The sequence below is a fragment of the Rhizobium sp. AQ_MP genome, assembly GCF_014237835.1.
GTDB lineage: Bacteria > Pseudomonadota > Alphaproteobacteria > Rhizobiales > Rhizobiaceae > Allorhizobium.
This window is the reverse complement of the sequence record NZ_JACJVI010000002.1, coordinates 79,024-92,979: the sequence shown is the minus strand read 5'-3', so window position 1 is coordinate 92,979 and position 13,956 is coordinate 79,024. Positions and strand designations below refer to the sequence as shown.

The following is a 13,956-nucleotide window of genomic DNA, read 5'->3' as shown; positions in this document are numbered from 1 at the left end:
GTGAAGCAGCACGGCTCAATTGCCGCTGGCATAACGCCGGCGCCATTCCGCTTCGATCCGCTCCATCCAGCTGGCATGCGGCTCGGCGATCACAGGTCCGAGCTGATCCGGCGAAAGTGTCGCGACACCGAGATCGAGCGCTGAGAATGCCGAGCGATCGGCTTCTCCCAGCTTGGCCATGGACAACACTGTCGGGTCACCCCAATAGGCCGGGTCCTGCTTGCGCAGCTGCGCCTCCGGGGAGATCAGGAAATTGGCCGTTAGGAGTGCACCCTCCTTTGCATTGGCATTGTAGGGAATCGCCACGAAATGGGTGTTGCCGAGCGTGCCGCCGGAGAAGGTGAAGGAGCGGACCGTGTCCGGCAATTCTCCGGCCTTGATGCCCGCCGAGGCTTCCGCCGGATTGAAAGCGAAGATGATATCGAGTTCGCCATCCGCCAGCTTTTGCTTCATGTCCGGATAGTTTTGCGGGAACGTCTTGCCCTGGCGCCAGCCCACAGGATGCAACTGGTCCAGATAGGCAAACAGCGGCTCGACATCGCGTTCGAAGGTCTTTTCATCGACAGGCTTTGAGAGCTTTGTCCGGTCGGCGATCACCTCGCTCAGCACCTGCTTGAGAAAGGACGACCCGATGAAATCCGGAGGCGCCGGATAGGAGAACCGCCCCGGATTCGCCTTGGCCCAGTCAAGCAATTGGGCCGCGCTGTCAGGAAGGGACGAGGCTTGCGTGCGGGCGCCGTCGTAAAAGAAGACCATCTTGGCCCCGCCCCATGGACTTTCCAGACCCTCCGTCGGCTCCGTGAAGTCAGTCAGTATGGTCGGCTGGTTCTCAAAGTCCACATAGCGCCAGTTTGGCAGGGCAGTCGCCCAACCCGGGGTCAGCAACAGCTCCTGCTGCTTCATTGACACGAAGTTCTCGCCGTTAATCCAGATGAGATCGACGGAACCGCCCTCGTCCTTGCCGGCTGCTTTTTCGGCAATCACTTTCGCAACAGCACTGGCTGTATCGTCAAGCTTCACCTGCACAACGGTGACCCCGTAGCGCGACTGCATCTCCGCCCCCACCCATTCGAGGTAAGCATTGATGTTTTCCGACCCGCCCCAGGCGTTGAAATAGACCGTCTGACCGGAGGCAGCCTTCTCAAGGGCCGCCCAGTCCGAAATATCGGGACCGGCCGCCACAGCCGGAAGACTGGTGGCTGCTGCCACAAAGCCCGCAGCGAAAATTCCTGTCATCAATCGCATGTTCTGCACTGCTCCCTTAATCGAAGGTATGATTTTGAGTTAGGAGGTTCATTCCATTGAAGATACGCACGCCAGTGCCGCTGGTTTTTATGATGACCTTTCTGACCGTGCCTGGAGATTGGCCAGAGCGGCCTGAATCTCTTCGTTCGACGATACACCCTCGGTGGCACCGACCTTCTGGGCAAGATCGCGTGTGATCCGCATCTGCTCGATAAAGGCCCGGCATCCCCGGCACATCGCAATATGCAGCCTGATGTTCACGCGTGACCACAAGCTCAATTCGCCATCGATCAGAAGGCTCGCACGTTCGGCGACTTCGCTGCATCGGAACATGGCTTACCCTCCCCCCAAAGCTGTGATGCCACTGTTCATGGCGAAGCACCCCGCTTGCGGATCTGGCGGACCAGGGTGGGGATCAGAGCGACCAGAGCCAATGCGAAGAAAGCAACCGTGATCTCGGTCGTCACGAGATCGGAAATCTTTGCCTCCTGGCCGCTTTCCTGTGCGGCAACCAGGACACTATCGACCCCCTGCCCAAGATAGGCATAGGCAAAAGTGCCGGGCAGAATTCCGAAAAACGTCGCAGCGACGAATCGGCCAAGGCTGATGTCGAAGAGCGCTGCGGCAATGTTCACCACGAAAAACGGAAAGACCGGCGCCAGGCGGATGACGAAGAGATAGCCGAAAGCGTTTTCGCGGAAGCCGTCGGCCAGCTTCTTGATCACACCGTCGACGCGGTGACGCAGGAAACCACCGAAGGCGGATCGCGTCGCAAGGAAAAGGATGGATGCACCGACCGTGGCACCGACAGCCACGAGCGCCCCACCAATCATCCAGCCGAACAGGAAGCCCCCGAAAATCGTGAGCACAGATGCAGCCGGAAAGGAAAAGGCGACAGCGGCAATGTACACGCCGAGGAAAAGCATCGCCGACGTAAGGAAATGGGCATCGACATAGGCCCTCAGAGCCTGTCGTTGTTCTGCGAGAAAATCGAGGCTGAGATAGTCTTGAAGACCCAGGGCATATCCGAGACCTAAGCCGGCCAGAACCACAGCCAAAGGTGCAAAGCGCCACAGGACGTTTCGAGTTGGCGCGGTTTCGGAAGCGCCCTCCCTCCCATCCGACGACGGATTGCCCGGATCGGGCGAACGGCGTTCAATCATCACAATCTCCGGGAAAGCGTTCTACGCCCTGTAAGACCGCCCTCTGCCAAGCGACAGATATCGCGTGGTCACTATGACTTGATGGGGTCGAATGCGGCTGGACTTTGCGGATGATTGTTTCGCTAATGGCCAGGGGGTTCAGGCAGGGGGCGGCGTGTCGCGGGTTGACGGGGATGATCGGGCGCTGGCCTTGCGACTGGTGCATGGCGACGCAGCAGCGTTCGACGGCCTCTATCGGCGCCACAATGCCGCGATGGTCCGCTTCTGCACCAGTATCGTCCATCAACGGCACATTGCCGAGGAGGTCGTCCAGGATACTTGGATCGCGGTGCTCGGCCGCATCGATCTCTTTGAGGGACGAGGTTCGCTTGCGAGCTGGATCTATACTATCCTCCTGAACAAGGCGCGCAGCCGGGCCCGCCGCGAAGGTCGCACCGTCTTCTTCGACGATCATAGCAGTGGTGACAGCCTGGCGGACGCCTTCGACGGTCGCGGTCACTGGCGCCAGGTTCCGGAACTGTGGGAGAACCTGACCCCCGAGCGCCACATCGAGGGACGAAGCGTCCTGCAACATGTTGAAGAGGTAATCGAGACGCTGCCACCCGGCCAACGCGCGGTTCTCATCCTTCGCGGCCAACAGGACCTTGATCCCGCCGAGGTTTGCACACTGCTCGACATCAGCGAAGGCAATATGCGTGTGCTCCTGCATCGCGCCCGCCTGGCGATCCGTCATGCACTTGACCGTCTGAACCAGGTCAGCTGATACCGTGATCCGCGCCATCATCGCTGCGATTCCGAAAACGCGATCCAGCCTTGCCGCCACCGGATCAAGGTGGTGAGCGCACACAGCGCTGCAAAGCTGTAGGCGATCACGGCAAAGCGTTCCGGGAAAAGGCACATGACGACAAAGACGAAAATCGTCTCGAAGCCCTCGGCCAGACCACCGGCATAGTAGATGCCTTTGGTGGGAAACTTGGGCGCCTGACGCCCGAGTTTCGCAGCAACTGCAGAAAATGCGAGGAAAGAGGATCCTGTTCCGACAAACGAAACGATGAGCACGGCAGCCGGCAGGGCGTTGTCCTCCGGCATCGAGAGCGCGAAGCCGAGTGGGATCAGAGCGTAGAAGACCATGTCGAATGCGATATCAAGATAGGCACCGCGATCCGTGGGCCCCTGAATGCGCGCAACCGCACCATCGAGTCCGTCCAAGACGCGGTTGAGGAGAACAAAGAAGAGCGCAGCCAGCCAATATCCGAAACTGAGTGCGCCAAAAGCGAAAAGGCCGGCCACGAAGCCCATGATGCTGAGCTGGTCCGCACGCACCCCCCGCCGCGCGAAAAAGGTCGCTGCGGGCTGAAGTGCCGCCTTTTGCAGGGGCAGGATCTTTGCATCGATCATCCACGCCTCCAGGCCTGGAAACGCTCGAGCAATGAAAGGGCGAAGCCATTGATATGCGCCCGTCGCCACTGCCCGGCCACCATTTTGTTGGCCTCGGCCAGCGTCGGATAGATGTGGATCGTGCCGAGGATCTTACCGAGCCCATGGCCATGTTTCATGGCGAAGACGAACTCGGCAAGCAGATCGCCGGCATGCTCGCCGACGATCGTGGCGCCGAGGATCCTGTCCTTGCCGGGCACGGTCAGCACCTTGACGAAGCCGCGTGCAGATCCGTCGGCAATCGCCCGGTCCAGATCATCGATCCCGAAGCGCGTGACCTCATGCGGGACCTTCTTCTCCCTTGCCTCGGCCTCCGACAATCCGACACGGGCGACTTCGGGATCAGTGAAGGTCGCCCAGGGAATGACCGAGTAGTCGGCCTTGAAGCGCTTGAGATCACCGAACAGCGCATTGATCGCCGCAAACCAGGCCTGATGCCCGGCGACATGGGTAAACTGATAGGGTCCAGCTACATCACCGGCGGCGAGGATGTTTGGGTAGAGCGTTTGCAGATATTCGTTGGTCTCGACCACCCGATCGACCTTGATACCGAGTGCTTCCAGCCCGAAACCCTTCAGGCGCGGCGCACGTCCCACGGCAACAATGATCTCGTCGAAACCGATGCGGCGAACCGAGCTGTCATGCTCGACCTCGAGCCATTTGTCGCCGGCATCCGTTCCGCAGGCAACGGCCTTGTGCCGTGTCAGGACCTTCACCCCGTCACCCTTCAGCGACGCCTCGACCAAGGCGGCGGCATCTTCGTCCTCGCGCATCATCAGACGCGGCGCCATCTCGACCTGCGTAACCTCCGACCCGAGCCGGGCAAAACTCTGCGCGAGCTCGCAGCCTATCGGCCCGCCACCGAGAACGACGAGACGACGCGGCACCTCCGGTCGGCCCCGCAGACGTTCCCAAAGCGTGTCGGAAGTGAGGTAGCCCACATCGGCAAGTCCCGGGATCGGCGGAACGAAAGGCTGCGCTCCTGTCGCGATGATGACCGACCGTGTGGTCAGCCGCTGCATGCCACCGTCGTTGAGCGCGATCTCGACCGTCCAGGGATCGATCAGCTTGGCATAGCCCTGCAGCACCTCGACCCCGAGCTCCGTGTAGCGCTCGACACTGTCATGCGGTTCGATCTCCCCGATCACCTTGTGGATCCGCTCCATGACAGCAGAGAAAGGAACCTTCGGCTCGACCGCTTCAAGACCGTAACGATCGGCGTGGCGCATTTGGTGCGCCACCTTGGCGCTCTTGATCAGGGCCTTTGACGGCACACAGCCGAAGTTCAGGCAATCGCCACCCATCTTGTTGACTTCGACCAAGGTTACCTTGGCCTTGGCGGCTGCTGCGATATAGGCAGAGACGAGCCCGGCAGACCCCGCACCGATCACAATGAGGTTGCGGTCGAAACGTCTAGGCTTCGTCCACTGCGCGCCTGGGGCGCCCGGCTTTTGTTCCATACTGCGCATAGACAGTCCCGTACACAAAATGTGGTTTCACGGATTAGACGGAGCAGACTGCGTTTCGTTACAGTCTCTCGAACATATTTTGCAGGACCCGAGGCTCGGCTCGGCAATGGATCAGCGATCCCGCTCCGGCAGGAACGGCCCCTCGCCCCAGGCGATCGATTTTTCGTGACGTTCGATCACCTTCTTGAGATCCGTGAATTCCCGGACGATGTGATCCTGAAACTTCCGGCAGGCCGGGTTCGGATAGGTCTTACGCTTGGTAATGATGCCAAGCGTCCGCTCCGGCTGCGGGATATCGACGGGCACGATCGAGATCTTGTTCTCGCCTTTGAAGGAAAAGACGACCGAATGCGGCAGGATCGCCAGCGCATCGGTCGAGGCAATGTAGTTGACGACCGACAGCAGAGAGCCACCGGAATAGCGGACCTGCAATTCGCTGATCCCGAGCGTGATCAGGATGTTGTGCAGGTCGAGCACAAGGGGCGAGCCGGGAAGTGGCGCCACCCACGGATAGGTCATGATGTCTTCTATGCTGAGCCGCCGCTTTCGGAGCAGCGGGTGACCGACCGCACAGGTCAGCACGTTGCGCCCGGGAAGAATAGGCTGGAACTCGAAGTCGCTCTTCAGGTCCGAGCTGCCGATCGGTGTTATGGCGACGTCGATCTGGCTTGAATCAAGCTCGGTCAGGAGATCGGGCAGATTGCCATAGGACTGCTCGACCATGATATCGCGTTCGCGCAGCTGGAAGCTCGCGATCATCTGCGAAATGACGGCATCCATGAAAAATGGCACGCCCCCGACCTTGATGCGCCCGGTTGTGCCCGACTGGAAACCGCGCACGATTTCCACCGCCTTGCGCGATGCGGCCAGGATCGATCGCCCCTGAATCGCCAGCTGCTGTCCGAGCGGTGTCAGCTGCAGCGGGCGCTTGCCCGGCGTGAAAAGCGGTTCCCCTACCCGGCGCTCCAGCATGGACAGCGTGCGCGAGACTGCCGGCTGCGTCATGCCGAGCAGTGCCGCGCCTTCGGTCACGCCGCCGGTCTCGGCGACGGCCGCCAGCTGAACGAGGTGGCGCTCATCAATCTTCATAGCGATCTGCTATACTGAACATAAGCAATTTTATCAACAGATGGCTCGATGCGGGATATAGTCGGATTATTGGGAGGATCCGATCGGGCGCAAGCATGACGGGTGTGGCGACAATCGCCACTGGAGGCCCCGTGCGTTCTAGATCGGCTCCATGCCTGCCCGCGCAGCATCTGGAGGAAGATAAGAATGTCGTTCATCACGGGTTACCATCACCTCACGCTGAGCACCGACGGCGCTCAGGAGGACTATGACTTTTACACCAAGACGCTTGGACTCCATTCCATCAAGCGCACAGTTCTCTTCGACGGCACGATTCCGGTTTACCACCTCTATTACGGCGCCAGAAGCGGCGACCCATCGACCATCGTCACCACCTTCCCCTTCAGGAAACCCGGCATTTATGGCAGGCGCGGCACCAACCAGTCGAAGATCATCCAGCTTTCGATCCCCGTCGGCTCGGCCGACTTCTGGGTCAACCGGCTGAACGAGCGCGGCATACCTGCCAGCAAGACCAGCCGCTTCGGCATTACACGGGTAGCCCTCGCCCATCCCTGCGGCATCGACCACGAACTGGTCGAGAGCCCGGCAGACAAGCGCCCGCCGATCACCAATGAGGCTCAAGGCATAGGCGAGGCCCAGGGCATCCGCGGCATCTATGGCGCCGCAATCGCCGTTTTCGACCGCACATCGATGGACGACTTCCTGACGATTGGCATGGGCATGAAGAAGGAAGCCGACAGCGACGAGGGGCTGATGTTCTCGGTTCCGAACAATGGCGGCCCGTCGAGCATGGTGGAAGTCCTGCACCAGCCGAACGGCCCGCAGGGCACTTGGACGCTTTCAGGCGGCACGATCCACCACCTCGCACTCAACACCGTCAACGAAGAGAACCAGTTGAAGCTGAAGGCCCATATCGAAGGTCTCGGTTTCACCGACGTCTCCGACCAGAAGGACCGCAACTACTTCAAGTCCTGCTATGTCCGCTCGCCGGGCGGCGCGCTGTTCGAGATCGCCTGGTCGGTCGAGGGCGGTTGGGCCAAGGACGAGCCGGCCGACGCGATCGGTTCGACGCTGGTCTTCCCGCCCTGGTTCGAGGATCGCCGCGAGGAACTGATCGCCGGCCTCGAACCCGCGAACTTCTGATCCGGTGGCGATCATGGCCGTTCATGGCGAGCCGCTCACCGCAGGTGTCGCACCGGCGGATGCCGACGTTCTCTGCGTCTTCATCCACGGGCGAACCCAGACCCCCGAGGACATGATCGAACAGGTCGTCGGGCGGCTTGCCGTACCGAGGGTCTCCTTCTGCCTGCCGCGAGCCACTGGAAACTCCTGGTATGCCGCGCGTGCCACGGATGCGCTGACCGACGCGACGAGACGCGAACTTTCGGCATCGCTTGACTATCTCCATGGGCTGGCGGGGGCCCTGCGACAGGCGGGCGGCGCGGACAAGCCCCTTCTCATCGGCGGCTTCAGCCAGGGCGCCTGCCTGTCGCTTGAATATGCCATGACCTTTGGCCCCTGGAAGGGGGCCATGGTCAATCTCACGGGCTGCCGGGTCGGGCAGACGCAGGACGAACGATCGGCACACGATCTCGACGGCATGCCCGTCTATCTCACCGGCTCCGATCAGGATCCGTGGATCCCGGTCTCGGCATTCGCAGAAGCCTCCGAAGCGCTTGGGAGGGCGCGGGCGAGACTTCGCTGCGAACTGTTTCCGGGGCGGGCGCACCAGGCCTCTGACATGGAGGTGAAAGCGCTCGAAGCGATGCTTCGGGATCTTGCGGAGGGCAGTCAACCATTTCGCCGCGTCGCGGCCTAGTTTCAAACAAACAACTGGGAGGAGGACAGCATGATTACGCGCAGAAAACTGCTGAAGGCGGGGGCCGCCACCGGTCTCGCCTATGGGCTTGGCGGCCTTGCCGCACCCGCGATCGCTCAGGGAGCCAAGATCAAGCTCGGCTATGTGAGCCCGCAGACGGGACCGCTGGCAAGCTTCGGCGAGAGCGACGCCTATAACATCGCCTCTTTCCTGGCGACCGAGGCAGGCAAGAACTTCGAGATCATCGTCAAGGACAGCCAGTCCAACCCGAACCGGGCAGCGGATGTAGCGAAGGAACTCATCCTCTCCGACGAGATCAATCTGATGTTGGTCGCCTCGACGCCGGAAAACACCAATCCGGTGGCGACGACCTGCGAAGCCGAGGGCATCCCCTGCATATCGACCAAGGCGCCGTGGCAGCCCTGGTTCATCGGGCAACAGGGCAATCCCGGGGATCCGCAGAGCTGGAAACCATTCGACTTCGCCTACCATTACTTCTGGGGCCTGGAAGACGTCATCGCCGTCTTCACCAACATGTGGAGCCAGCTTGATACCAACAAGAAGGTTGGCGGCCTCTTCCCCAATGATGCCGACGGCAATGCCTGGGGTGACCCGAATGTCGGCCTGAAGCCGGGTCTCGCCCAGGCTGGCTTCGATCTCCTGGATCCGGGTCGCTACCAGAACCTGACCGACGACTTCACCGCCCAGGTCAATGCCTTCAAGGACGGCCAGTGCGACATCATCACCGGCGTCGTCATTCCGCCTGACTTCACAACCTTCTGGAACCAGGCGAAACAACAAGGCTTCAATCCGAAGGCGGTCACCGTCGCCAAGGCGATCCTCTTCCCGCAATCGGTCGAGACGCTGGGCGCGGCCGGCCACAACCTCTCCTCGGAGGTCTGGTGGTCGGCGCAGCATCCGTTCAAGTCATCGCTGACGGGTCAGAGCGCCGGCGAACTCGCCGCCGACTTCACCGCCAAGACCGGTCGCCCCTGGACACAGCCCATCGGCTTCATCCACTCGCTCTTCGAGATGGCAACCAATGTCATGGGCCGCGTCGACGATGTGACGGATGCCGAAGCCGTCGCCGCGGCGATCGCCTCTTCCAAGGTCGACACGATCGTCGGCCGCGTCGAATGGAACGGTCAGGGCGTGCCGCCCTTTGCAGCCAAGAACGTCACCAAGACGCCGCTGGTCGGCGGCCAGTGGCGGCGCAAGGACGATGGCACGTTCGATCTCGTCATCGTCGACAACAAGACGGCACCGAACATTCCGACGGCTGGCAAGATGGAAGCGCTGGCCTGAGGACACGACCTAGGCGGGCCCGCCCGAGCGGGCCCGTCAGCTTCCCCAGACGACCGCCTCTTCATGACGCTTGATCAGGTGACGCAGGTTTTCGAAGCTCGACCGAACGAAGGATGAAAACTGCTCGACCGCCGGAGACCGCGGCGCATCCACACGCCGAAGGATGGCCAAAGCACGCTCCGGATGCGGAATGTTGATCGGCAGCGCCGTGATCGTCTTCTCCTTGCGCTGCGCAAAGACCACGCTATGCGGCATCACGGTCAGTGCATCTGCGCCCTTCAGATAATTGACGACACTCGCCAGCGACCCACCGGAATAGCGGATGCGGATTTCCGTCGCTCCGAAGGAGAGGAGTAGTGCTCTGAGGTCGGCCAGAAGCGGACTGCCCGGCGGCGGCGCCACCCAGGAATAGTCGAGAAGATGGGACGGCTGCACGCGGCGCTTCAACAGAAGCGGATGGGTCACGCGGCACGCGATGACATTGCGGCCGGGCAGGATCTGCTGGAAGGCAAGCCCCGAGCCCTCATCGAGAATGTCGATTGGGCAGATCGCAAGATCGATCTGGTCGGACTTCAGAGCGGCACGCAGATCCGGAAAATAGCCATAGGATTGGTCGATCCGCACATCAGGATGCGTCGCCTGAAACTCGGCGCACATGCCCGCGATCAGCGAATCCATGAAGAACGGACTTCCGCCGACACGCACCACGCCGCTTTTGCCGACCCGGAAGCTCTCCATCAGATCCGATGCCTTACGAGAGGCCGCCAACATGGCAAGCCCATGTTCTGCCAACGCAATCCCGAGAGGCGTCGGCTGCAGCGGACGCCGGCCCTTGATGAAGAGCGGTTCGCCCACACGCTTTTCCAGCATCGACAGCGTGCGCGACACGGCCGGCTGCGCGAGCCCCAGGAGGGCTGCACCTTCGGTCACGCCACCCGTCTTGACCACGGCGGCCAGCTGGATGAGATGTCGCTCGTCGAACTTCATAACGGATTGTTATATTGGCGCCCAAACAAATCATCAATACTGCATGAAAGGGCTGCTAGCTTCCTCTCGACCAGCAATGCGGATTTGGGAGGAGATGCATGTCGCGGGCCGCTGACCTCATGTCCTTCGACGAAGCGACCTCGAAGGAGGCCTTCACAAGCCGCTTCGACGCGCCCGATGATGCCACCGCGCGCCTGCTCTCCGCCGTGGTCTGCCACGTGCACGATCTCATCAAGGAATTCCGCCCGACACCGGAGCAATGGCGCACGGTTCTCGACTTTCTGACCGAAGTCGGCCACGCCTCGGACGAACGCCGCCAGGAATGGGTGCTGTTCTCCGATCTGGTTGGCGCCTCCGCGCTCGTCGAGGAGATCAATTCGCGCCGTCCATCGGGTGCTACCCCCAACACGATCCGCGGGCCCTTCTTCCGGACCGACACCCCGGAGCGGGCACTCGGCAGTTCCATCTCGCTCGACGGCGAAGGCGAACCTCTGCTGGTCGAGGGCCGCGTCGAAGATCTGGACGGCCTGCCGATCACCACGGCCGAAATCATCACCTGGCAGGCCAACGCCGAAGGCTACTACGAAAACCAGCAGCCGGATCTGCAGCCGGAATTCAATCTGCGGGGTCTGTTCCATCCCGATCAGGACGGCAGGTTCCACTATCGCTCGGTGAGGCCGGCCGGTTACGGCGTCCCCGGTGACGGGCCCGTGGGGCGGCTGTTCGCTCAGGCGGGTTATCCGCTGCACCGTCCCGCGCATCTGCATTTCGTCGTGCGCGCACCGGGTTTCGAGACGATCACCACCCACATCTACGACGCTGACGATCCGAGGCTGGGCGAAGACGCGCTGTTCGGTGTTCGACCGGAACTGGTGCATCCGTTCGAGCAGACGGTGATTGACGGGAAACCCGCCTCGCGCGTCAGCCTCAGGTTCGTCATGGTCCGCGCACGACCCGGGAGGGGCAAATGAAGAGCTTCACCTATGCCGGCAGCCCGGCGCGTATCCTCTTCGGCTCCGGCCGCAGCGCAGACGTGAGCAGCGCGGTCGAGTCCCTCGGCTGCCGCCGTGCGCTGGTTCTGGCAACGCCGCACCAGAAGGCAGATGCCGAAGCCCTGTCGGACCGCCTGGGTTCACTCTCCGTCGGCGTCTTCTCCGGCGCCGTCATGCACACGCCCGTCGATGTGACGGAGAAAGCGCTGAAGGTTGTCAGGGACACCGAAGCCGACTGCGTCGTTTCGCTCGGCGGCGGCTCCACCACGGGGCTCGGCAAGGCGATTGCCTACCGCACCGATCTGCCGCAGGTTGTCATCCCCACGACCTACGCCGGCTCCGAAGTCACGCCGATCCTTGGCCAGACCGACGGCGGCCGAAAGACCACGGTCCGGAACGCCAGCATCCTGCCGGAAGTCGTCATCTACGATCCGGATCTTACGCTCGGCCTTCCCGTCGGCATGAGCGTCACGAGTGGTCTGAACGCCATGGCCCATGCGGTCGAGGGCCTCTATGCCCAGGATCGCAACCCCGTCTCGACGCTGATGGCGCTCGACGGTCTACGCGCCTTCAGGGACAGCCTTCCGGTTCTGGTGAAGAGCCCTGAAGACACCGATGCGCGGGCGGAAGCGCTCTATGGCGCCTGGCTCTGCGGCACGGTGCTCGGCACTGTCGGCATGGCGCTGCACCACAAGATCTGCCACACGCTGGGCGGCTCCTTCGACACGCCGCATGCCGAAACCCATGCAGTCATGCTGCCACACACGGCCGCCTTCAACGCCGAGGCGGCACAAGCGGAACTCTCAGGCGCCGCCGAACTTTTCGGCGGTTCGATTGGCGGTGGTCTCTGGGACTTTGCCAAGTCGATCGGCGCACCGCTGTCGCTCAAGGATTTCGGGCTCACTCAAGCCGATCTTGATCGTGCTGCCGATATCGCCACGGAAAACCCGTACTGGAACCCGCGCCCGATCGACCGGGCGTCGATCCGCACACTTTTGCAACATGCCTGGGAGGGCGTGAGGCCCGACTGACCGAAACGACATCTCGCGCGCTGCGCGCTCTTTGGGAGGAGAGACGATGATGGGAGGAAACATGATTACGCGACGCAAATTCCTGCAGACGACGGCAGCCGGCGGTGCCGTCCTGGCGACCTCGGGCCTCGCGGCCCCTGCGATTGCACAGTCAGCGGCGGTCAAGCTCGGCTATGTCAGCCCGCAGACCGGACCGCTCGCGGCTTTCGGCGAAGCCGACAAGTTCGTCATCGACAGCTTCCTCGCCACGACCAAGAAGATGGGCCTGAACTACGAGGTCGTCGTCAAGGACAGCCAGTCCAATCCGAACCGTGCCGCCGAAGTCGCCAAGGAACTGATCGTCGACGATGAGATCAACCTGATGCTCGTCTCCTCGACACCGGAAACCACCAATCCGGTCTCCACCACCTGCGAAGCCGAGCAGATCCCCTGCCTGTCCACGGTCGCTCCCTGGCAGCCCTGGTTCATCGGCCAGCAGGGCAATCCCGGCGATCCCGGAAGTTGGAAGCCCTTCAACTACGCCTACCATTTCTTCTGGGGCCTTGAGGACATCATCGCCGTCTTCACCGGCATGTGGGGTCAGGTCGAGACGAACAAGAAGGTCGGCGGCCTTTTCCCGAACGATGGCGACGGCAATGCCTGGGGCGACAAGGTCGTCGGCTTCCCGCCGGTGCTCGAAAAGCTTGGCTATGGCCTGACCGACACCGGCCGCTATCAGAACCTGACCGACGATTTCTCTGCCCAGATCAACGCCTTCAAGCAGGCCGAGACAGAGATCCTCACCGGCGTGATGATCCCGCCTGACCTCACCACCTTCTGGAACCAGGCCAAGCAGCAGGGCCTCAAACCCAAGATAGCCTCGATCGGCAAGGCGCTGCTTTTCCCGCAGACCGTGGAAGCCCTTGGCGATGCCGGCCACAACCTCTCGACCGAGGTCTGGTGGACGCCATCCCATCCTTTCAAGTCCTCGCTGACCGGTGAAACCGCCGCCGATGTCGCCGCCGCCTTCACCACAGCGACCGGTCGTCCCTGGACACAGCCGATCGGCTTTGCCCATGCGCTCTTCGAACTGGCGGTCGACGTCATGAAGCGGGCGGAAGACGTGACGGATGGCGATGCTGTGGCCAAGGCTATCGGCGAAACCAAGCTCGACACGCTGGTCGGCCCGATCGCCTGGAACAACGCCAACCTGCCACCCTTCGCCCAGAAGAACGTCGCCAAGACCCCGCTCGTCGGTGGCCAGTGGCGGCTCAAATCCGGCGGCGGTTACGACCTCGTTGTCGTCGAGAACGGCCAGGCAACGAACATCCCGCTCGGCGGCAAGATGGAGGCGTTGGGCTGATCAATTGTGGCAGACTGATTTTGGTCTGCCGTGGATACCCCCTCTGGTCTGCCGACCATCTCCCCCTCAAGGGGGGA

14 protein-coding genes are annotated in these 13,956 nt (G+C 61.9%); 7 read left to right on the top strand and 7 right to left on the bottom strand.

The window, feature by feature from the left end:
* Positions 1 to 15 precede the first annotated feature (15 nt).
* From H6M51_RS03540 to H6M51_RS03530, 3 genes are all read right to left on the bottom strand, one after another.
* The gene (locus H6M51_RS03540; protein ID WP_407073547.1) at positions 16 to 1,236 is read right to left on the bottom strand and encodes an ABC transporter substrate-binding protein; all 1,221 of its coding nucleotides are present in this window, start codon (positions 1,234 to 1,236) and stop codon (positions 16 to 18) included.
* A 96-nt stretch (positions 1,237 to 1,332) separates the two neighbouring features.
* A complete protein-coding gene (locus H6M51_RS03535) occupies positions 1,333 to 1,578 on the bottom strand; it encodes a zf-HC2 domain-containing protein (protein WP_185808520.1) in 246 nt (81 codons plus the stop codon).
* A 35-nt stretch (positions 1,579 to 1,613) separates the two neighbouring features.
* Positions 1,614 to 2,408, bottom strand: a complete 795-nt coding sequence (locus H6M51_RS03530) for a TVP38/TMEM64 family protein (protein ID WP_185808519.1) — start codon at positions 2,406 to 2,408, stop codon at positions 1,614 to 1,616.
* 154 nt (positions 2,409 to 2,562) lie between these two features.
* Here H6M51_RS03530 and H6M51_RS03525 point away from each other — a divergent pair, with 154 nt between their 5' ends.
* On the top strand, positions 2,563 to 3,171 hold the full coding sequence (locus H6M51_RS03525) for an RNA polymerase sigma factor (protein WP_185808518.1): 609 nt from the start codon (positions 2,563 to 2,565) through the stop codon (positions 3,169 to 3,171).
* Between the two features lie 17 nt (positions 3,172 to 3,188).
* On the opposite strand, the gene H6M51_RS03520 is transcribed toward H6M51_RS03525, so the two are convergent.
* The 3 genes from H6M51_RS03520 to H6M51_RS03510 form a co-directional block, all read right to left on the bottom strand.
* Positions 3,189 to 3,806 (bottom strand): CDP-alcohol phosphatidyltransferase family protein, encoded by a 618-nt coding sequence (locus tag H6M51_RS03520; RefSeq protein ID WP_185808517.1) that lies wholly within the window; start codon positions 3,804 to 3,806, stop codon positions 3,189 to 3,191.
* A complete protein-coding gene (locus tag H6M51_RS03515; RefSeq protein WP_185808516.1) occupies positions 3,803 to 5,314 on the bottom strand; it encodes an NAD(P)/FAD-dependent oxidoreductase in 1,512 nt (503 codons plus the stop codon). Before H6M51_RS03515 ends, H6M51_RS03520 begins: the two co-directional genes overlap by 4 nt.
* Positions 5,315 to 5,425: 111 nt before the next feature.
* A complete protein-coding gene (locus tag H6M51_RS03510; protein WP_185808515.1) occupies positions 5,426 to 6,403 on the bottom strand; it encodes a LysR family transcriptional regulator in 978 nt (325 codons plus the stop codon).
* Positions 6,404 to 6,589: 186 nt separating this feature from the next.
* Between H6M51_RS03510 and H6M51_RS03505 the strand changes: the two genes are divergently transcribed.
* Genes H6M51_RS03505 through H6M51_RS03495 form a run of 3 tightly spaced genes read left to right on the top strand, consistent with a single transcriptional unit; the run spans position 6,590 to position 9,527 of the window.
* Positions 6,590 to 7,546, top strand: coding sequence for a VOC family protein (locus tag H6M51_RS03505; RefSeq protein WP_185808514.1), 957 nt, complete (start codon positions 6,590 to 6,592; stop codon positions 7,544 to 7,546).
* Positions 7,547 to 7,559: 13 nt separating this feature from the next.
* On the top strand, positions 7,560 to 8,222 hold the full coding sequence (locus H6M51_RS03500) for an alpha/beta hydrolase (protein ID WP_185808513.1): 663 nt from the start codon (positions 7,560 to 7,562) through the stop codon (positions 8,220 to 8,222).
* A 30-nt stretch (positions 8,223 to 8,252) separates the two neighbouring features.
* The gene (locus H6M51_RS03495; RefSeq protein WP_185808512.1) at positions 8,253 to 9,527 is read left to right on the top strand and encodes an ABC transporter substrate-binding protein; all 1,275 of its coding nucleotides are present in this window, start codon (positions 8,253 to 8,255) and stop codon (positions 9,525 to 9,527) included.
* A gap of 36 nt (positions 9,528 to 9,563) precedes the next feature.
* Here the strand turns inward: H6M51_RS03495 and H6M51_RS03490 are convergent, their stop codons facing one another.
* A complete protein-coding gene (locus H6M51_RS03490; protein ID WP_185808511.1) occupies positions 9,564 to 10,514 on the bottom strand; it encodes a LysR family transcriptional regulator in 951 nt (316 codons plus the stop codon).
* Between the two features lie 98 nt (positions 10,515 to 10,612).
* Between H6M51_RS03490 and H6M51_RS03485 the strand changes: the two genes are divergently transcribed.
* The 3 genes from H6M51_RS03485 to H6M51_RS03475 all read left to right on the top strand — a co-directional run bounded on the left by H6M51_RS03485 (position 10,613) and on the right by H6M51_RS03475 (position 13,879).
* Positions 10,613 to 11,485, top strand: coding sequence for a dioxygenase (locus H6M51_RS03485; RefSeq protein ID WP_185808510.1), 873 nt, complete (start codon positions 10,613 to 10,615; stop codon positions 11,483 to 11,485).
* Positions 11,482 to 12,537: a maleylacetate reductase gene (locus tag H6M51_RS03480; protein ID WP_185808509.1), complete on the top strand. Its 1,056-nt coding sequence runs from the start codon at positions 11,482 to 11,484 to the stop codon at positions 12,535 to 12,537. Before H6M51_RS03485 ends, H6M51_RS03480 begins: the two co-directional genes overlap by 4 nt.
* A gap of 61 nt (positions 12,538 to 12,598) precedes the next feature.
* Positions 12,599 to 13,879, top strand: coding sequence for an ABC transporter substrate-binding protein (locus H6M51_RS03475; RefSeq protein WP_185808508.1), 1,281 nt, complete (start codon positions 12,599 to 12,601; stop codon positions 13,877 to 13,879).
* The last annotated feature ends 77 nt before the right edge of the window (positions 13,880 to 13,956 follow it).

Excerpts from the sequence above, each read along its gene's own strand:
- H6M51_RS03540 (WP_407073547.1), bottom strand. The coding sequence starts at position 1,236 with ATGACAGGAATTTTCGCTGCGGGCTTTGTGGCAGCAGCCACCAGTCTT.
- H6M51_RS03535 (WP_185808520.1), bottom strand. The coding sequence starts at position 1,578 with ATGTTCCGATGCAGCGAAGTCGCCGAACGTGCGAGCCTTCTGATCGAT.
- H6M51_RS03530 (WP_185808519.1), bottom strand. The coding sequence starts at position 2,408 with ATGATTGAACGCCGTTCGCCCGATCCGGGCAATCCGTCGTCGGATGGG.
- H6M51_RS03520 (WP_185808517.1), bottom strand. The coding sequence starts at position 3,806 with ATGATCGATGCAAAGATCCTGCCCCTGCAAAAGGCGGCACTTCAGCCC.
- H6M51_RS03515 (WP_185808516.1), bottom strand. The coding sequence starts at position 5,314 with ATGCGCAGTATGGAACAAAAGCCGGGCGCCCCAGGCGCGCAGTGGACG.
- H6M51_RS03510 (WP_185808515.1), bottom strand. The coding sequence starts at position 6,403 with ATGAAGATTGATGAGCGCCACCTCGTTCAGCTGGCGGCCGTCGCCGAG.
- H6M51_RS03505 (WP_185808514.1), top strand. The coding sequence starts at position 6,590 with ATGTCGTTCATCACGGGTTACCATCACCTCACGCTGAGCACCGACGGC.
- H6M51_RS03500 (WP_185808513.1), top strand. The coding sequence starts at position 7,560 with ATGGCCGTTCATGGCGAGCCGCTCACCGCAGGTGTCGCACCGGCGGAT.
- H6M51_RS03495 (WP_185808512.1), top strand. The coding sequence starts at position 8,253 with ATGATTACGCGCAGAAAACTGCTGAAGGCGGGGGCCGCCACCGGTCTC.
- H6M51_RS03490 (WP_185808511.1), bottom strand. The coding sequence starts at position 10,514 with ATGAAGTTCGACGAGCGACATCTCATCCAGCTGGCCGCCGTGGTCAAG.
- H6M51_RS03485 (WP_185808510.1), top strand. The coding sequence starts at position 10,613 with ATGTCGCGGGCCGCTGACCTCATGTCCTTCGACGAAGCGACCTCGAAG.
- H6M51_RS03480 (WP_185808509.1), top strand. The coding sequence starts at position 11,482 with ATGAAGAGCTTCACCTATGCCGGCAGCCCGGCGCGTATCCTCTTCGGC.
- H6M51_RS03475 (WP_185808508.1), top strand. The coding sequence starts at position 12,599 with ATGATTACGCGACGCAAATTCCTGCAGACGACGGCAGCCGGCGGTGCC.